Consider the following 17,413-nt stretch of genomic DNA (forward strand, 5'->3'; position numbering starts at 1 on the left):
GAGGTATAGTTGAAGTTTTGGATGATTACAAAAAAGATACTGGTTTGACAATTTTGATGATTTCAGAAGTAAGATATAACTGTGGAAGATAACTGGTATCTATATGATCTTTTAACAGGCGAAATGATCAGGAACAAGACAAAGATACTCGATTAAATTGCATGCCCTTCTGAAGAGATAAGAGTTATACCTGATTTTTTTGAAAAGGTCTATGAAATAAATGCTGAAATAGTCCGTGATATAGAAGAAACGTATAAAGAGGCTTCAGAAGCTGAGGGAAGTTTGGAGGAATTATAAGAATAATCATTATTTCATAGCTATGTTTTCAGTAAGCTAAAGTTTCTTTATCCTTTTTATAAGTTCTGTCGTTGAGAATCCTTTAGTGTAAGGAAGGCTGTAAGTTTCTTTTGCAATGTCAGATCCTATGATTTCTTCTTCCTTCCAGTCCCCACCTTTTACAAGGACATCAGGCTTGATTAATTTAATTAATTCATATGGAGTAGATTCATCAAAAACAGTCACGTAATCTATCATATCAAGAGAGGCCAAAACTTCTGCCCTATCGTTTTGGCGATTAACAGGTCTGCCTGGTTTAATATAAGAAATAGAACTGTCTGAATTCAGACCTACTATAAGTATATCGCCGAGTCTCTTTGCTTCTTTTAGGTATCGGATATGTCCAACATGGATGATATCAAAACACCCGTTAGTGAAAACAATTTTTTTCCCTTGCGTTTTTAATCTCTCAACAGATTCACTCAGTTCATCCCATGTGACTATTTTCCCCATAGCAATTTCTTTTTTGCTTTCTCCAATATTTCTCTCTCGCTCTTATAACCAGCCTTTTTTATAGCTTCATCAACAGAAAACCATGACACGCTATCCACCTCAAAGTCATGTTTTGATATATCCCCTCCTTGATATTCCATCAGGAAAAAATATACTGTTTTTTTACATTTAACATTTTCTTCTTTTATAAAAAACCAGTAACTGATCTTACCTAATTCCCCCACAATTTTCCCCTTCAATCCTGTCTCTTCTTCAACTTCTCTGACTGCTGTTATTTCAGGGGTCTCATCGCTGTTTATGATTCCTTTTGGAAGACACCAAATCTTTCCTCCTTTAACTGAAACCATAGCAACCTCTAAATTTTTGTTATGTCTCCTGAAAAGGACCCCACCTGATGATACCTGTGTTTTGAACATAGGAAATTATATCAAGGAAAAGGTTTCCCAGTAATTAACCTCATAATATCATTATAAATTACAAAAGCCATAAGGGTTAGTAAAAATGCAAGGCCGATTTTCTGGCTGATTGAAATAATCTTCTCATTAATGGGTTTACCTCTTATTGCCTCAATCCCGAGAAAAAGTATATGACCTCCATCTAATATAGGAATCGGCAGAAGATTCAATATGCCAAGATTAATATTTATAATTGCCATAAAAAGGAAAAAATTCATGAACCCTTTTGAAGCCTGCTCTCCTGCCATCTGGACAATAAGAATTGGGCCCCCAATAGTATCCATAGGAATTACTCTTTGAATCAGTTTGATTATTGATACAACTGTTAACACTGATATCTCCACTGTCCTTACAATGCTTTCATGTATTGCACTGATAAATGTGTCCTTTTTGATAAATGTATTACCTGATGGTTTGATACCAACTAACCCAATCTCTTTTTCTTCTCCGAAAATGTCTTTTACTTTCTTTTTTTCCGGGGTTATTTCTATATAAAAAACTCTTGTATCCCTGTTGACCGCAAATTTAAGCTTTTTCCCAGGACTTTTATGGATAACATCTGTCATTTCATCCCATCTCTGTATAACAATTCCTTCAATTTCCGTTATTCTGTCACCCTTTATAAGTCCTGCCTTTTCAGCTGGTGTATCTGATAAAACTTCCCCTACCTCTGGAATTAATGTCGGAACTCCTTTTAAAAAAATAAAGAAAAAGATCAAAACAGCAAATAGAATATTAAATAAAGGCCCTGAAAAAACGATAACAAAACGCTTCCAAACAGGCTGATTATTGTAAGCAAAAGGTTTTTCATCTTCTGCAAGTTCTTCACCCGGTGTTTCTCCTGACATTTTGACATATCCACCAAGTGGTATTGCAGAAATCAGATAATCTGTATCGCCAATTTTTTTTCCTATAACCTTTGGGCCAAATCCAAGAGAGAACTTCAGAACTTTTACTCGCATTAATTTTGCAAACAGGAAATGTCCTAATTCATGAATAAAAATGATTATACCAAGAAGAATTATTGCTGATAAAAAGGTCATATTCTTATTTCCTAAGTTTTTATTCTATTTACAACTTCCTTTGCTTTATCTCTTGCCCATCTGTCAGCTTCTAATACCCGAGAAAGTTCATTCGCAGCCGTGACAACATGCTTGCTCATAGTCTTTTTTATTACAAAGGGTATATCTTTAAATCTTATTTCACGATTGAGGAATGAATTAACAGCAACCTCATTAGCAGCATTAAGAACAGCAGGCATTGTGCCTCCAGCCTTCAAAGCCAAATATGCATATGAAAGACACGGAAAGCATTTTGTGTCTGGTTTTGTAAATTCAAGTTTTCCTATCTTAGAGAGCTCAAGCCCTGGCAGGATACCGGAAATTCTGTCTGGATAGGTTAGTGCATATGAAATAGGGCCCCTCATATCAGGATATGAAAGCTGAGCTATTGAACTTCCATCATAAAATTCGACGAGCGAATGCACTATGCTCTGCGGATGCACAACTACATCGATAGAAGATGGGGGCAGGCCAAAGAGATAATGAGCTTCAATAACCTCAAAACCTTTGTTCATGAGTGTTGCAGAATCTATAGTTATTTTTTTACCCATTTTCCATCTCGGGTGTTTGAGTGCTTCCTCAGGTGTAATCTTATTCATTTCACTTGAAACCATACCGGCAAAAGGGCCTCCAGATGCTGTCAGAATAATTCTTTTTATCTCTGTTTTTTTATGACCTTCCATACACTGAAAAATTGCACTATGCTCACTATCAACAGGAAGTATTTTTGCTTTATACTTTTTTGATTCTTCAGTCACAATTTCACCGGCTACTACAAGTGTCTCTTTATTAGCAAGGCCGATCGTTTTTCCTGAACGTATAGCTGCCAGTGTGGGCATAAGCCCAGCTGCACCTACAATTGCGGACAGAACAAAATCAGAATTCTCATGGGCAGCAGCCTTTTCTATGCCATTTGCTCCTGATAGTATATCGAATGATAACTTCCTGCCAAATCTCTTCTGCAATTTTCTGGCAGACTCTTCATTTGAAACAGCCACTAATTCAGGAGCAAAAGACTTTATCTGCTTTTCAAGAAGATCTATATTATTCCAGGCTGTTAAAACCACAACCCTGAATCTGTCTCTATTACGTGAAACAATTTCAAGTGCATTTCTGCCGATTGAACCTGTTGATCCAAGAATGGTTAAACGTTTCATATTTGATGCCTTGTAATACCCATTATAGTCAACATCCAGTAAAGAACAGGGCCACTAAATAGTGCACCGTCAATTTTATCAAGTACTCCACCATGTCCGGGTATGAGAACACCGGAGTCTTTTACACCTGCATTACGTTTGAACATTGATTCTACAAGATCACCTATAACAGAAATTATTCCAATAACTATCCCAACAACTATTGCAGTCGAAAGAGTTAAGGTTTTCACTAAAGTAGTCTTAAGGAGAATAGCTCCTGCTATCCCGCCAATTACTGAGCCTACAGAGCCTGCAACAGTCTTATTCGGACTGACTTCAATATAAAGTTTTTTCTTTCCAATTCCCCTACCAATATAATATGCCATTGAATCTGATGCCCAAACAGTTGCATATAGAAAGATAATCCACTCTGGACCAATCTTACGTATGTATGTCTGGAAAATAAATAATCCAGGGATATACAGTAAACCAATAAGAGGAGGAGAAATATCTGATACAGAGGAAAATGGGTCTCTCTTAACAAAAAGCCGTATCGTGATAAGCACAATTACAGATAATATTATTATGTCGGGGATAAAATCTTCTGAAAAATACGAAACTACAAGTATTGATATGCCGGATACGAGACATGCTTTTTTTAAAATTCCTTTTACACGAAACATAGAATAAAATTCTGACAATGCTAGAAAAGATACAATCAGCAAAAGAAGCACATAATATTCAATTGGAAGATACATGATATAAAGATAAATAAAAGGAAGTAAAATGAGGGCAACAACTAATCTCTTATAATGCATCTGCCCTCACTATGATACTACCGAATCTTCTTTCTCTTCTCTGATAATCCTGCATTGCAATCAGGAATTCATCTTTTGTGAAATCAGGCCATAGCGTATCAGTAAAATAAAGTTCTGAATATGCAGCCTGCCAGATTAAAAAATTACTGAGACGCATTTCACCGCTTGTCCTTATAATAAAGTCTGGAGCAGAAAGACCAGCGGTGTCGAGATGAGAATTTAAAATCTCTTCTGTAAGGTTTTCAGGTTTTATTCCGTCAGAGAATATTTTCTTTACTGCCCTGACAATCTCATCCCTGCCACTATAACTGAGAGCAGTAACAAGTATCATACCTTTATTTGAAGCAGTTTGTTGTTCAGCATGCTCTATTATTTTCTGTATATGTCCTGGTAATCTCTTTGTATCACCAATAGTTTTAAAAACAATACCCTTACTTATTAATAAATCAAGTTCTCTTTTTAAATAAGATTCAAGCAACCTCATTAATGTTGCTACTTCAGTCGAAGGCCTTTGCCAGTTCTCTATAGAAAAAGCATAAAGCGTCAATATTTTGATTCCGATTTCTTCAGCAATCTCTATTACCTCTTTCGTTCTTTCTACCCCACGCCTATGGCCCTCAATTCTTGGAAGCCCACGCTGCTCTGCCCATCTTCCATTGCCATCCATTATAATTCCAACATGTTTTGGTATCCGACCATGTAATAGCATCTATTTAAATCCCCTTCATCGAATAAATAGTTAAAACCTTCCCGAATGGATTTTCCCCCTTTAGTATCTTTGTCGGTCTAAGCCCCAACATCGGGCTATTCAGGACAATAACTTTGTTACCATCAATTATAAAGTCGTGAATATTTCCATTTATATTTTTTATTAAAACACCTTCTTCCATTAAAAGTCCATTCCAACTCAAAGTTCTTATCTGCGAACCCCTGTAACCTATCCCTTTGACCATTTCTAATAACGGAATTCTTTTGATAAAAAGAATTTTATTATTTTTTAAAAAAAGTCTGTCTTTTACTGACCATTCACCCCTATCAACCATAATTGTTGGGGATGATTTATTAAATGTCTTGAGGAAACCGCCTGTATTAGTTTTACTTCTCCATAGTTTCACATTATCTGTATTATAAAGATTCAGAAATCCCTTTTCATCGTATGAGAACAATAGTTTTCCAGCTCGCAGATCATTAATATATAAGAAATCATAAATATTAACACCCTCAGGTAGCTTTAAATTATCGCCCTTTTTATAATCATCCTCATAGATTATCCTGAAAACATTCCCTTCATACCCCTCAGCTAATGAATATTTCTGAGCAACAAGTTCATTTCCGACCTTTCTAAAGAATGTATTTTCATTCTTGTAAAGTAAAACAAATTCATTCTCTCGTAATTCGTATATAAAAGACACTATACTACCTTTTCCTCGAGCATCTTCAGACATGCTCGCATCTATACTTTTTGTGTCAAGGCTGTTACTCTGCATCTTTGTGATAATTATCTCGTCTTTACCATTTCTATTTAGATCAAGGGTGTCGAGCCATATAATATTATCAGAGGAACTACCTTTTATAGTCATTCCGTCTAAAGCAGGTTGAAGATCGACTCTCAGCGTAAATATTAGAATATCTCTATCGGTGCTAACGACAAGCTCTTTTTGTCCATTTCCGTCTATATCTCCTTCTGCTATCATAAATGCATCAATCGGCATATCAATATCAATCTTTGATTTTTCTTCACTAAGTTTAAAGTATTTATCACCAATACTGAGTTCACCTAAAAATTCACTGCCTATTGGTGAACTAATTTCAGAAAATTGAACACTATCAGATGTCCAGAAAAGCTTCTGCTGAAGAATCGCTTCATTATCAAATTCTTTCATGGATAAAAAAAGAACAACATCGGCACCGAGTTCCTTTGCCTTTTTAATAATCTTTTCAATCTCATATGTCTCAATATCCGTATCTATCAAACGAAATCTATTAGTGTCTTTTAATGTTTTATAATAGATATCAGCTATATACCAATCTATATCAGGGGACTGATAAAAAAGCATATCAACCTGCATCGCAGATATGCGAACCCTGTCTCCTACTTTTACATCACCATTAATAATCTCACATGATGATTTATCCTCATATACTTCTTTGACCTCCAACTTTCCGATAAAGGACTCCATAAAGCCCAATGGTTCTTTTGTAACAGGGTGTTTAAATGGAGCTTCTTCTCTAAAAATACTGAATCTCATTCCGGCCTTTACAGAATCCTTTCGACCAAGATCAATGATAGCCTCTTTGCCTTCGACAACCATTAATGTTCCTGTCAGGGGTTTAAAATAGGAAACCGCTTCATCCCTCATCTTTAAGAATGGATTATCAGTTGCATAAACAGTTAAAAATGAAAAGTGAATAGTAAAAAGTACTATTAAAAAAAAGAGCCCTGAAAGATTTCTGACCATTGCCCTTTTACTTTTACTTCTAAATTCTGCCATCTGCTGCCTGATTTCTGTATTCTTGCACATCTTTACCTTCCTATTGATAGTCACTCTATGAGTAATTTATTTTGCACGGCCTCAATATTATACTCAACACGAATTATTTCGATCTTCGAATCTTCAATAAAAGAATATATTTTCAAACTTTTCCAACATCTTTTGCAAGGCGATCAAGGATACCATTCAAAAAGGGTGCAGCTTCTGATGATGAAAATTTCTTTGCAATCTCCAGAGCTTCATTAATTGTAACAGCAGACGGGATATCTTTTCTGTAAAGTATTTCAAAGGCTGCAAATCTCAATATGGCTCTATCAACCACAGCCATTCTCTCTAAAATCCAGTTTTCAGTTGCACTTTCTATCTTTCTATTTATTTCATCAAGATGCATCAATGTCCCCTTCACAAGCTCTTCAGTGAATTGCCTGATATCCATGTCCTCTTTCTTATCTGACCAGAAATCTTCGAAGTCTTTGCCGTTTATCTTTTTTTCTGTAAAATCCAACTGAAACAGCATTTGAAGAGCGTATTCACGAGACTTACGTCTTTTCATAAAACATAAAATAGTGGATAGTGGGTAGTGAATAGTTTAATCTTTTTATATATTTAAATTTACTCGTAACTTGTATCTCATAACTCATAACTTTTTCAGCAGTTGTGCCATTTCAATGGCTGTTATTGCTGCGTCCCATCCTTTATTCCCGCTCTTTGTGCCTGCTCTTTCAACAGCCTGCTCAATGGTATCAGATGTTATAATTCCGAAAGCTATTGGCACTCCTGTCTCGATAGATGCTGATGCAATCCCTTTTGAAACTTCTGCGGCGATATATTCAAAATGGGGGGTAGCACCTCTGATAATTGTTCCAAGACATATTATAGCGTTGTATACGCCTTTCAAAGCCATTTTCTTAGCTATCATTGGAATTTCAAAAGAACCCGGAACCTTTATGACATCAATATCATCTTCTTTTGCTCCATGTCTTATAAGTGCATCCTTTGCACCATCAAAAAGCTTGCTCGTTATAAACTCATTGAATCTGCTGACCACTATCCCGAACTTCAATCCCTTTGCCTGAAGCTCTCCTTCAAGAATCTTCATAAATCCTCCTATTATATAGAACGATTTTTTCTTTATAAAAGCTAAACACTATCCAGCATATGCCCTAATTTCTTCTTTTTCGTTTTGAGATAAACTATGTTTCTTTCATTGGGTTTTGTCTCTATTGGCACTCTTTCAACTACCTTCAAACCATATCCTTCTAATCCTACAATCTTCTTCGGATTATTCGTCATCAATCTCATCTTCCTTACACCAATATCCACAAGTATCTGAGCACCTATTCCATAATCCCTGAGATCCGGTTTGAAGCCGAGTTTTATGTTAGCTTCCACTGTATCAAGTCCTTTATCCTGTAAATCATATGCCTTCAACTTATTAATAATACCGATGCCTCTACCTTCCTGCTTCATATAGAGAATAACCCCTTTACCTTCTTTCTTAATCATTTCCATAGCTTTTCTCAGTTGTTCTCCACAGTCACATCGCTCTGATGAAAAAACATCTCCGGTTAGACATTGTGAGTGTACCCTCACAAGAACTTCATCTTCTGGCTTTATTTCCCCTTTCACCAGTGCGAGATGTATAGCGTTATCAATATCATTTGTATAAGCTATAACATTGAATTCTCCACCGTATTTTGTTGGTAGTTTTACAGACACAAGCCTCTTAACAAATAATTCTGTTCTCATCCTGTATTTGATGATATCCTTAACAGTAACTATTTTTAGATTATGTTTCTTTGCAAATTCCATCAGTTCGGGAACTCGTGCCATTGTGCCATCGTCATTCATAATCTCACAGATAACCCCTGCAGGGGTTAATCGAGCCATTTTTGCTAAATCAACAGACCCCTCTGTTTGTCCTGCTCTCTGCAATACACCTCCTGGGCGCGCTTTTAAAGGAAAGATATGTCCGGGTCTTGCAAGATCATCGGGTTTTGTTCTGGGGTCTATAGCAGTCAATATTGTTTTTGCCCTATCAGCGGCTGAAATCCCAGTTGTTACACCTCTTTTCGCTTCTATCGATACTGTAAAGGCGGTTCCGAAAGGAGAAGTGTTGTCATCTGTCATAAGTGGAAGTTTTAATTCCTCTACACGTTCAGGGGTCAAGGAGAGACAAATAAGACCTCTGCCGTATTTTGCCATGAAATTGATTGCTTCTGGTGTAACTTTCTCTGCTGCCATACAAAGATCACCTTCATTTTCACGATCCTCATCATCAACCAGAATAACCATTTTCCCCTTTTCTATATCTTCAATAGCTTCATCTATTGTATTAAATCTATACCTTTCCATCTTGAAATCCTCAAACTCCTTTTAAAAAATCAGATAAAACCACCCTCTTTAAGGGTATTCATAAAAATCAATTCTCTATCCACCTGTCTGTTTAGAAATTTTGCCACATATTTCCCCAGAATATCCGCTTCAATATTTACAGTATCACCAGGAGCCTTGAATCCCAGAGTTGTAAGTTTTGCAGTATGAGGAATGATTATCAGAGTAAAACTATTCTTAAAAACATCTACTACAGTAAGACTTATTCCATCAACCGCTACTGACCCCTTTTCCACAATAAAATTCATCATATGTTGAGGGACTTCGATCTCTATTTTAAGCATATCACCAATCTTGACTTTTGACCTGATAGTGCCAACAGTGTCAACGTGGCCTGTTACAAAATGGCCACCAATCTTAGAATCAGGAGTAAGTGAAGGCTCTATATTAACTAAATCACCTGCTGAGAGGCTTCCAAGATTTGTGCTATTCAGAGTTTCTTCAGAAAGGTCAAAAGAAAGTTCCTGATTATGCAAATTAATGACTGTTAGACAGACCCCATTTATAGATATACTATCACCCACTTTTGCTGATAATGTAACTTCTTTTGCTTTTAGTGATAAAACTGATTTGCCAGCAAACTTTTTTAGATATTTCACTTCTCCCATTTCGACAATAATACCTGTAAACATTTTACTCCTCTACATCAATCTTGAAATTAAATGTTTTCTGATATAAACCGAGATAATCAACTGTCTCTGACCAGGAAGTTCTTATACGAACGGTTTTTTCTGTCTTTGTAACAGTTATCTTGTCTTCAGATAAAGGTATCTTGAGCTCATGTGCTCTTTCAAGAACCTGTTCCTTAGCTCTATCCACCTCGCCAATAGTAATTCTTGCAATCTCTTTAGCATCAGATTTCAAGGCAGAATATTTGTAATATGGTTTACCGAACACAATACCTGCATAAACCAGCAATATAAGTATAATAAGTGTCAGAATAAATTTAATAAAACCTTTTTCATTATTTAAATCTTTCATCCTATTAACCTCCCTATTCTGTTATATCTTAGCCAATTATTTGGGTCCCATGACCAGTAAATAATAAGAGCTTTACCCCTTATATCTTTTAAATCTACAAACCCCCAGTATCGACTGTCATAGCTCTGGTCACGGTTATCACCCATAACAAAAACCTTCCCTTCTGGAACAACTAAAGGGCCAAAATTGTCTCTCGGATCAAATCCATTGGGCTTCACATATTTATCATAATGGTATGCATAGGGTTCTATAACACGTTGTCCATTTAAATAAAGTGCCTTATCTTTTTCTTCTATAACGTCACCTTCGATAGCAACAACTCTTTTAATAAAATCCTTTTTTGGATTTTCAGGATATTTAAAAACTATTATATCTCCTCTATGTGGTTTTCTGAATATAAGAATCTTCTTATCGGTAAATGGTATTTCTATACCATAAATAAATTTATTTACAAGGATATGATCACCTATCAACAGTGTTGGAATCATTGAACCAGAAGGGATTTTAAATGCCTGAACAACAAATGTCCGTATTATGAGTGCAAGAATCAGTGCTGTTATTATCGCTTCTAAATATTCTCTGAAAATTTTCTTCTTACTCTTCATGCTGTCACCTGAAATGCCAGACCAGCGGCACCTATTATCCCTGCATCATCCATTAGTGAAGCTGGAATTATTTCTACCACCTCAAACAATGGTTTAAAAGCTCTTCTGGATGCCTCTCTTATTGCTTCTCGAATATAAATCTCCCATGCTCCAATAAGACCTCCTGTAAGGATTATTGCACCAGGACTCATAAGATTAATAATATTTGCGATTCCGATCCCAAGATGTTTCCCAGCATTTTTCAGAATTTCTCTGGATAGAGAGTCTCCGTCAAGTGCTGCTTTATAAATATCCTCTGCTGTAAGTTTATAAAAATTACCATTACAATATTCCCTCAAAATACTCTCCCTGCCCTCTTCGAGGGCAGATATCGCCTTTGAAAGTATAGCTGTTGCAGATGCATACATCTCAAGACAGCCGTAATTCCCGCAGTTACATTTTTCACCATCAGTAATTATAGTCATATGTCCAACCTCTGCTGAGATTTTCATTAAACGCCTTTCATATATAGCACCCCCGCCTATACCTGTTCCGAGGGTGAAAAGAAAAAAGTCTCTAAAATCTTTTCCAGCCCCAACCCACATTTCACCAAATGCAGCAGCATTTGCATCATTCTCTATAATGACTGGCACTTCAAATTTTGTTCTCAATTCATCAACAAAATTTAACTTTTCTGCAACCTGAAGATTTGGTGAAATTAATACTTTATTATTTTTTTTATGTATAAGACCCGCAACACCAATGCCAATTCCAGCCACCTGATCTGATATAAGACTATCAACTACCTTAATCAAAGAATCAAGAATCTCTTCAGAGGTCAGCAGCTTCACTTTTTCTATGATTGATCCATCTCTTGAGATCAAACCTGCTCTCATATTTGTACCACCAATGTCTATTCCTATTGTATATTTTTTTCCCATTTCTCTATATATTCTCTTCCCTATATACTTCTATTGCTATCTCTGGACACATCTGAGCACACATGCAACACCCTGTGCAATTTTCTTCATTTTCAACAGAAGCAGGAAAAAAACCTTTCGTATTGAAAGTCTCCTCTATAACTATAACATCTGAAGGGCATACATCTACGCAATAGCTACACCCTTTACAGAGTTCTTTATCTATTATAATTTTACCTTTCATATAGAATAGCCCTCTCAAGTAGTTCTTTTGCGTGTTTGAGTGAAACATCCGTTATAGTACCACCAAGCATACGAGCTATTTCCTTCATCCTCTCATTATCTTTTAGTTCCTTCACTTCTACGTAAACCTTTTCTCCCTTCTGTTTTTTCTCGGTCTTGAGATGAAAATCGCCAACTGAGGCTATCTGCGGGAGATGTGTTGTGCACAGCACCTGGTGTTTGCTCGATAGTGCTTTAAGTTTCCGAGCAACACTATGGGCTGTTTTTCCGCCAATCCCTGCGTCGACTTCATCAAAAATCAATACCGGTATACTGTCAAAATCTGAGAGAATACTCTTCAAAGCGAGCATTACTCTTGAGAGCTCTCCACCAGAAGCAATTTTCGCAAGTGGTTTAGGAGGCTCTCCTAAATTAGCAGTAAATTTAAATTCTACCCTATCAATGCCATGAGGAGCAAGAGATTCTTCTTTAAGATCAACTAAAAATTGTGCATCACTAAAGGCGAGTTCTTTAAATTCTTTCTCTATCAAATCTTTCATCATTAAAGCAGTTTTTTGTCTTTTACCGGAAAGAGAACGTGCTGCATTTATAAGCATTTCCTCTTTTATTTTCAGTTCAGACTCTAATGCTTCAACTCTTTCATCAATAATTTCAAGGGATTTAAGTTCTTTTTCTGCACTTTCTTTGTAATTAATTATATTCATCATTCCTTCACCATATTTTTTTTCAAGCTTTTTAATTAAATCAAGTCTGTTCTCAACTTCCTCAAGTCTTGCTGGTTCAAGATCGTATCTGTTTTTATAACGTCTAAGCATATTAGAAGCATCCTCTATCAATGGGTTTGCCTCTTCAAGCATGCTAAGAATATCATTTGCATTCTGGTCTATTGCTGCGATTTCTTTTACCTTTGATATGATTACAGAAAGCTTCTCAATACATGAATCATCATCTCCATAAATCATTGAATATGCAGTTTCAGCCAGTTCATTCAATTTACTCAGATTCGACAGAATAGCTTTTTCCTCCAGAAGTTTCTCCTTTTCATCAATTTTCAATGAAGCAGAATCAATTTCCTGAATCTGAAATCTCAGAAGGTCAATCCTTTGTGCTCTATCTTTCAACTTCTGTTTTAAATCAGTTACCTCTTCCTTCAATAATGAAACCTCTGTATAAAGAGCACTGATTCTCTCTCTGTCATCTTTGAGTCTGCCGAAAGCATCAAGAAACTCTCTATGCATATCAAGAGAAAGAAGGCTCTGATGTTCATGCTGTCCATGAATATCCACAAGTTTTTTTCCAATTTCAGCAAGACTCTGCATGCTAACCATTATATCATTTATATATGCTTTACTCTTTCCAGACGCAGAAATGTAACGTCTCAGGATAAGCCCTTCAGAAATGTCCAATCCAATATCAGGCATTCGAATTCCGTCTATTTCGAAGTAAGCCTGGATAATCGCCTCTTTTTCACCAGATCTGACCAAATCTGATTGGGCTCTACTGCCAAGAGCAAGACTTAGAGCATCAACTAAAATTGACTTTCCGGCTCCAGTTTCACCTGTCAGAACATTTAATCCTGCTTCAAATCTAAGTCGTAAGTCATCAATAATTGCTAAATTTTTGATTCTGAGCTCTTTCAGCATTCATTGAGGGTAAAAAAATCAAATCCAGCAATAAGAGTGCCTCTGCAGCCCCTAACTTGAATCGGGGAATTCAATCTCGTATCTTGAAGCAAGATTGCTCTGCACCTCGAAAGCATTCGTGGACTAACATTAGGTTCACTCATATTATATCTGGATCTGGATAATAATTAATCATATGATGAATATCGTATTATAAATCCTTTCTGGTCACCAACGTATGGCTCCCACGTTACATCAATATGCGAAACCCTTGCCCCTGGAGGACCTTTATAACAGGATTGAATAGCTTTTTCAATAAGCATCTTTTCACCCTCAAAGAGTGCCTCAACCCTGCCATCTCTGAGATTTCTTACCCAACCATTTAGTCCAAGGCTACTGGCAATATCTCTTGTAAAGGCTCTATAAAAAACCCCTTGTACTCTTCCATCAATGAACAAGTGCGCCCTTGCCTCATTCATGTTACAAAGAAATTATATCATATTTGTCATGTGTTACTCATCTGTGAGACAGAATATGTATTATTCTGTATATAGTTGGATTTACGGTTAACCCGAAAAATGCAATTAGAATAATGCATATGACCATACTACCTTTTCTTGCTTTGGATCCCACTCTATTACACGCCCCTTTACTGGCTCAGAGACAATGATATTGCCATTTTCAAGCAGGACAGCCGTATGTGGACAGCTTGGAGATTGCGATTTCGCACCTTGTTTCCGTAGTTCAGTGGCACCCGTTTTCCATTTCGTCAAACCTTTTTCATCGACAGCAATCAAGAGGTTCCAGTTGCGCATACTTATCAATGTAAGCCCATCATTAAGCCGCTGGACTGAGTTTACATGTACCCAGTCATTGGCGTCTTTGCTTCGAATATCCTTATATTTGCTATTGGCATACTCGGTTTTTGCATACCATTTCCAGACTATCTCTCCCTTAGGATTCACTTCAAATACTTGAGGGTCTTTATATGGAAATTCTGAAGCTTTTTCCGAACTCGCGCTTGCAATCAATGTATTGCCGTTTTGGAGCCTGTCAATATCGTGATCAACCAGTTTATTCTTGTATGACCAGACTACCTTATGGTAACGGTTGATTTCGTAAATACCGTCATGGGCGCTAAGAACGAGTACATTATCGTTAGGCAACAATTCTACATCGCCTAAAAGCTTGGCATTCGGAAGCGAATGTTGCCATACAACTTTACCTTCAAGATTAGCTTCGACTATGCATTTACGATTACTGTCAGCAAATACTATATTGCCAGGCCATGCTCGTTTCTTATCATATTTCTTAATAATCAAATCAGGGTAAGTTTGTTTCTCATTATTTTCAATATTTATATTCTTAGATTTGCGCGTTTTTCGAAAGTTTTGACTCTCTTCTTTGCTCACATATCTATCTCCGTCAGTATTCATAGCAGTAAACATTTTATTCAGTCCTTCGAATTCATGTTTGGATATTTTGTCATCGCCATTTTTATCCATTCTAGCAACCCGTTGTGGCTGGGCATATAATGTTATAACTGCAACCAGAAGGTATCCTAATATGAATAAGCACATAGTAAAACTAAAAACCTTACGTATCATTTGAATAACAATATTAGTCAATTTCATTTTTACCTCCTCAATCTTAATATAGTATTGTCAAAAGTTTTTTCTCAAAAAGACTTAAAACACTTAATTATCAATGCATTGTTTATTTTTTGCTTGCCTCCCTTCTTGTCCCTCGCCAGCGGGGAATACTATAAAGATCCTTTGTTCCCCGCCAAAGGGGGATACTGTAAAGATATCTTTTGTTAGGGGATAATATTGTAACCTCCCTCTTAGTTTGTTTTCATATCCCGTACTTTTTCCCATGAAACTTTTGATATTACCCTTAATATTTTATTTCGCCGCTATGAATAGCGGCGATGGTATATCATGACCTAAAAGGGGGGCTGCGGTTGGCGGAAATGCACGAAGGGCATTTCTTGCGAAGCCGATGACCGCTTATCGGTTGCGGATAAAAGAAGTTGCCGAAGGCAATTGAGGGAAATCTTTGATTTCCCTTTTATCCGCTGTTATATGAAGTCGGTTCCTTCCCTATATAAGCGGTCCTTTCAAAATCCGAATATCATCAATCCATGCAGTCCCTCTACCATTGATAACCAGATTAAGTTTCACATTGTCTGGATTCTCTCCTTTTTTCAGAAAGAACAGTGTTTCCTCTGTTGTCCAATCCGTGGTGCCAGTTAGGGGTGTCTGTAATCCTCGGGAGAAAAACTCGCCTTTGCCAGAAAAATGGCACCACATCTCAAATATACTTGACCTTCTACATCTTTTGTGCGAACCTTAGCTTGGTAAATTAGACGCGCATCCTCAATGTCTATATCGTCTGTCTCAAATAACCGTACCACTATGGGTTCACTCGCTGTAATTTTCAATGAGCCATTGCCGTCACTTGAAATTTCCTTATCAATCTGTACCCCAGACTGCGTGATGAGTCCCTCAAGGTTTTCAATGGGAAACCTTTTTAGCTCACTTACTTGTTTTGATTGTTTAGAACAACCGACTAAGGCAAAAACCATCGCCACACATATACATAAAGCCAATTTTCTCATATCCATGCTTCTTGCCTCCTTTCTTGTATTATTTTGGGTGAGTGCCGTAAGGCACGAACCTTTTATGCTGTGTTAGGCGAAGTTCAATGAAGTATAAAGTCAATATCCAATACGGATATTTCTCCGTCGCCATCTATATCTCCCTTAGTCAGAGTTTGGGCACATACATGACAATTGTAAATTGTTTTCAAATATTTCTTCTCCAATAATGGTGGAATGAGATCATAAAATTTTCTTTCATTTGGATACTTTTCCTTGAAGAATTCATAGAGCCCCTTCGTACCTTTTGAAGAATTACACTGTCTACATGCCCACACTTGGTTATGAATACCTTGGATTTTGTCGCATGTTCTACATTCAAGTTTAATTTGCAAAGACCTTGGAACAATATGTTCTTTCTGAATATCACTTTCAGCCCCACAGTATATACACTTCTTTTCAGAATCAACCAACTGCCAGTCTTCATGAGTAATTTCTGACCATGATTTAGTGCCATTTTTCAATTCAAGGAACGTCTTTTTTATAAAACCATAATATCGTTGTTTCTTTGCTTCCTTTCCGTCAGATGTAGAAAAGGCTCTCCTAGCGATAATTTTTGCATATTGGTAATATATGAGGTTTCGGATTGTCTTTACATCTTTATCAGGCATTTTTCAAAAACCTCTTTTATCATTTGAATTTCGCTTATCTCCTTCACAGACGACAATGTCGCCTTTTCTTCAATTTTGGAAGTATAGACGACTATGTCGGATATCCCTGATATCCCTCCCTATGTACTCCTTTCTTTTAATTATTTGATCCAACGGATTTTTAATCCTTGCGAAGTCTCTTGTACTTATATGTGTATATATTTCAGTGGTTTTTGAACTCTTGTGACCTAATAGTTCTTGAATATATCTTAGGTCTATTCCATTCTCTAAAAGATGTGTTGCGAATGAATGCTTGAGACTATGGATGGTTACATCTTTCCTTATCCCTGCCCGATTACAAGACATCTCAAATACACTTTGAGCAGTCCTTATGGTAATATTTCTTTCGCTATTTGGCTCAGGGAACAACCATTTCACCGGCTTATATTCTCTCCAATATTTCACTCAAGGTCTTTAAAGCAGAATAAACAAGTATTAGAATTGCCTTGTGCTTCAAATTATCCACTGAATCAAGTATTTTTGCAACTTCTTGTATAAGTTAAAGACTTTTGCGACATTTCTCCATTTTCAATCAAATACTCTACAGGGCTTTTTAATCCCAAAGACTTATGTGGTCTCTGAGTATTATAAAAGATCATATAATCAGCA

20 protein-coding genes and 1 pseudogene are annotated in these 17,413 nt (G+C 36.6%); all 21 read right to left on the reverse strand.

Annotated features, from left to right (window positions below; all coding sequences use genetic code 11):
* Positions 1–333 precede the first annotated feature (333 nt).
* The 21 genes and pseudogenes from rfaE2 to HXY53_09950 all read right to left on the reverse strand — a co-directional run bounded on the left by rfaE2 (position 334) and on the right by HXY53_09950 (position 17,209).
* The gene (gene rfaE2 / locus HXY53_09850) at positions 334–789 is read right to left on the reverse strand and encodes a D-glycero-beta-D-manno-heptose 1-phosphate adenylyltransferase (protein NWF76847.1); all 456 of its coding nucleotides are present in this window, start codon (positions 787–789) and stop codon (positions 334–336) included.
* Positions 777–1,205, reverse strand: a complete 429-nt coding sequence (locus HXY53_09855; GenBank protein ID NWF76848.1) for an NUDIX hydrolase — start codon at positions 1,203–1,205, stop codon at positions 777–779. Before HXY53_09855 ends, rfaE2 begins: the two co-directional genes overlap by 13 nt.
* Before the next feature lie 11 nt (positions 1,206–1,216).
* Entirely contained in the window at positions 1,217–2,287 is a 1,071-nt protein-coding gene (gene rseP / locus HXY53_09860) for an RIP metalloprotease RseP (protein ID NWF76849.1), read from the reverse strand.
* Between the two features lie 11 nt (positions 2,288–2,298).
* The gene (locus HXY53_09865; GenBank protein NWF76850.1) at positions 2,299–3,462 is read right to left on the reverse strand and encodes a 1-deoxy-D-xylulose-5-phosphate reductoisomerase; all 1,164 of its coding nucleotides are present in this window, start codon (positions 3,460–3,462) and stop codon (positions 2,299–2,301) included.
* On the reverse strand, positions 3,459–4,259 hold the full coding sequence (locus tag HXY53_09870; protein NWF76851.1) for a phosphatidate cytidylyltransferase: 801 nt from the start codon (positions 4,257–4,259) through the stop codon (positions 3,459–3,461). The genes HXY53_09865 and HXY53_09870 overlap by 4 nt, the downstream gene beginning before the upstream one ends.
* Positions 4,249–4,968, reverse strand: a complete 720-nt coding sequence (locus HXY53_09875) for an isoprenyl transferase (protein ID NWF76852.1) — start codon at positions 4,966–4,968, stop codon at positions 4,249–4,251. The genes HXY53_09870 and HXY53_09875 overlap by 11 nt, the downstream gene beginning before the upstream one ends.
* 4 nt (positions 4,969–4,972) lie before the next feature.
* Positions 4,973–6,781 carry a hypothetical protein gene (locus tag HXY53_09880; GenBank protein NWF76853.1) on the reverse strand — a complete coding sequence of 603 codons (1,809 nt, stop codon included), beginning with the start codon at positions 6,779–6,781 and terminating at the stop codon, positions 4,973–4,975.
* A gap of 112 nt (positions 6,782–6,893) precedes the next feature.
* Positions 6,894–7,304, reverse strand: coding sequence for a transcription antitermination factor NusB (nusB, locus tag HXY53_09885; protein ID NWF76854.1), 411 nt, complete (start codon positions 7,302–7,304; stop codon positions 6,894–6,896).
* Between the two features lie 84 nt (positions 7,305–7,388).
* Entirely contained in the window at positions 7,389–7,850 is a 462-nt protein-coding gene (locus tag HXY53_09890) for a 6,7-dimethyl-8-ribityllumazine synthase (GenBank protein NWF76855.1), read from the reverse strand.
* A 41-nt stretch (positions 7,851–7,891) separates the two neighbouring features.
* Positions 7,892–9,106, reverse strand: a complete 1,215-nt coding sequence (locus HXY53_09895) for a bifunctional 3,4-dihydroxy-2-butanone-4-phosphate synthase/GTP cyclohydrolase II (GenBank protein ID NWF76856.1) — start codon at positions 9,104–9,106, stop codon at positions 7,892–7,894.
* Between the two features lie 29 nt (positions 9,107–9,135).
* Positions 9,136–9,777, reverse strand: coding sequence for a riboflavin synthase (locus HXY53_09900; protein ID NWF76857.1), 642 nt, complete (start codon positions 9,775–9,777; stop codon positions 9,136–9,138).
* A gap of 1 nt (position 9,778) precedes the next feature.
* Positions 9,779–10,126 (reverse strand): hypothetical protein, encoded by a 348-nt coding sequence (locus HXY53_09905; protein NWF76858.1) that lies wholly within the window; start codon positions 10,124–10,126, stop codon positions 9,779–9,781.
* Positions 10,123–10,731 (reverse strand): signal peptidase I, encoded by a 609-nt coding sequence (gene lepB / locus HXY53_09910; GenBank protein ID NWF76859.1) that lies wholly within the window; start codon positions 10,729–10,731, stop codon positions 10,123–10,125. The genes HXY53_09905 and lepB overlap by 4 nt, the downstream gene beginning before the upstream one ends.
* Positions 10,728–11,651 carry an ROK family protein gene (locus HXY53_09915; GenBank protein NWF76860.1) on the reverse strand — a complete coding sequence of 308 codons (924 nt, stop codon included), beginning with the start codon at positions 11,649–11,651 and terminating at the stop codon, positions 10,728–10,730. Before HXY53_09915 ends, lepB begins: the two co-directional genes overlap by 4 nt.
* 4 nt (positions 11,652–11,655) lie before the next feature.
* The gene (locus HXY53_09920; protein NWF76861.1) at positions 11,656–11,874 is read right to left on the reverse strand and encodes a 4Fe-4S binding protein; all 219 of its coding nucleotides are present in this window, start codon (positions 11,872–11,874) and stop codon (positions 11,656–11,658) included.
* Entirely contained in the window at positions 11,864–13,516 is a 1,653-nt protein-coding gene (gene recN / locus HXY53_09925) for a DNA repair protein RecN (protein ID NWF76862.1), read from the reverse strand. Before recN ends, HXY53_09920 begins: the two co-directional genes overlap by 11 nt.
* 167 nt (positions 13,517–13,683) lie before the next feature.
* Positions 13,684–13,974 carry an acylphosphatase gene (locus tag HXY53_09930; protein ID NWF76863.1) on the reverse strand — a complete coding sequence of 97 codons (291 nt, stop codon included), beginning with the start codon at positions 13,972–13,974 and terminating at the stop codon, positions 13,684–13,686.
* A 105-nt stretch (positions 13,975–14,079) separates the two neighbouring features.
* Positions 14,080–15,075 (reverse strand): aryl-sulfate sulfotransferase, encoded by a 996-nt coding sequence (locus HXY53_09935; protein ID NWF76864.1) that lies wholly within the window; start codon positions 15,073–15,075, stop codon positions 14,080–14,082.
* Between the two features lie 522 nt (positions 15,076–15,597).
* Positions 15,598–16,082 (reverse strand): annotated as a pseudogene (locus HXY53_09940) (hypothetical protein).
* Between the two features lie 116 nt (positions 16,083–16,198).
* Complete coding sequence (locus HXY53_09945) at positions 16,199–16,765, reverse strand: HNH endonuclease (protein NWF76865.1); 567 nt, start codon at positions 16,763–16,765, stop codon at positions 16,199–16,201.
* Positions 16,766–16,834: 69 nt separating this feature from the next.
* Positions 16,835–17,209: a tyrosine-type recombinase/integrase gene (locus HXY53_09950; protein NWF76866.1), complete on the reverse strand. Its 375-nt coding sequence runs from the start codon at positions 17,207–17,209 to the stop codon at positions 16,835–16,837.
* Positions 17,210–17,413 lie beyond the last annotated feature (204 nt).

Source organism: Nitrospirota bacterium (assembly GCA_013388455.1).
Lineage (GTDB): Bacteria > Nitrospirota > Thermodesulfovibrionia > Thermodesulfovibrionales > SM23-35 > JACAFF01.

Bases quoted from the DNA above. Each gene is read 5' to 3' on its own strand.
- rfaE2 (NWF76847.1), bottom strand. From the start codon at position 789: ATGGGGAAAATAGTCACATGGGATGAACTGAGTGAATCTGTTGAGAGA.
- HXY53_09855 (NWF76848.1), bottom strand. From the start codon at position 1,205: ATGTTCAAAACACAGGTATCATCAGGTGGGGTCCTTTTCAGGAGACAT.
- rseP (NWF76849.1), bottom strand. From the start codon at position 2,287: ATGACCTTTTTATCAGCAATAATTCTTCTTGGTATAATCATTTTTATT.
- HXY53_09865 (NWF76850.1), bottom strand. From the start codon at position 3,462: ATGAAACGTTTAACCATTCTTGGATCAACAGGTTCAATCGGCAGAAAT.
- HXY53_09870 (NWF76851.1), bottom strand. From the start codon at position 4,259: ATGCATTATAAGAGATTAGTTGTTGCCCTCATTTTACTTCCTTTTATT.
- HXY53_09875 (NWF76852.1), bottom strand. From the start codon at position 4,968: ATGCTATTACATGGTCGGATACCAAAACATGTTGGAATTATAATGGAT.
- HXY53_09880 (NWF76853.1), bottom strand. From the start codon at position 6,781: ATGTGCAAGAATACAGAAATCAGGCAGCAGATGGCAGAATTTAGAAGT.
- nusB (NWF76854.1), bottom strand. From the start codon at position 7,304: ATGAAAAGACGTAAGTCTCGTGAATACGCTCTTCAAATGCTGTTTCAG.
- HXY53_09890 (NWF76855.1), bottom strand. From the start codon at position 7,850: ATGAAGATTCTTGAAGGAGAGCTTCAGGCAAAGGGATTGAAGTTCGGG.
- HXY53_09895 (NWF76856.1), bottom strand. From the start codon at position 9,106: ATGGAAAGGTATAGATTTAATACAATAGATGAAGCTATTGAAGATATA.
- HXY53_09900 (NWF76857.1), bottom strand. From the start codon at position 9,777: ATGTTTACAGGTATTATTGTCGAAATGGGAGAAGTGAAATATCTAAAA.
- HXY53_09905 (NWF76858.1), bottom strand. From the start codon at position 10,126: ATGAAAGATTTAAATAATGAAAAAGGTTTTATTAAATTTATTCTGACA.
- lepB (NWF76859.1), bottom strand. From the start codon at position 10,731: ATGAAGAGTAAGAAGAAAATTTTCAGAGAATATTTAGAAGCGATAATA.
- HXY53_09915 (NWF76860.1), bottom strand. From the start codon at position 11,651: ATGGGAAAAAAATATACAATAGGAATAGACATTGGTGGTACAAATATG.
- HXY53_09920 (NWF76861.1), bottom strand. From the start codon at position 11,874: ATGAAAGGTAAAATTATAATAGATAAAGAACTCTGTAAAGGGTGTAGC.
- recN (NWF76862.1), bottom strand. From the start codon at position 13,516: ATGCTGAAAGAGCTCAGAATCAAAAATTTAGCAATTATTGATGACTTA.
- HXY53_09930 (NWF76863.1), bottom strand. From the start codon at position 13,974: ATGAATGAGGCAAGGGCGCACTTGTTCATTGATGGAAGAGTACAAGGG.
- HXY53_09935 (NWF76864.1), bottom strand. From the start codon at position 15,075: ATGTGCTTATTCATATTAGGATACCTTCTGGTTGCAGTTATAACATTA.
- HXY53_09945 (NWF76865.1), bottom strand. From the start codon at position 16,765: ATGCCTGATAAAGATGTAAAGACAATCCGAAACCTCATATATTACCAA.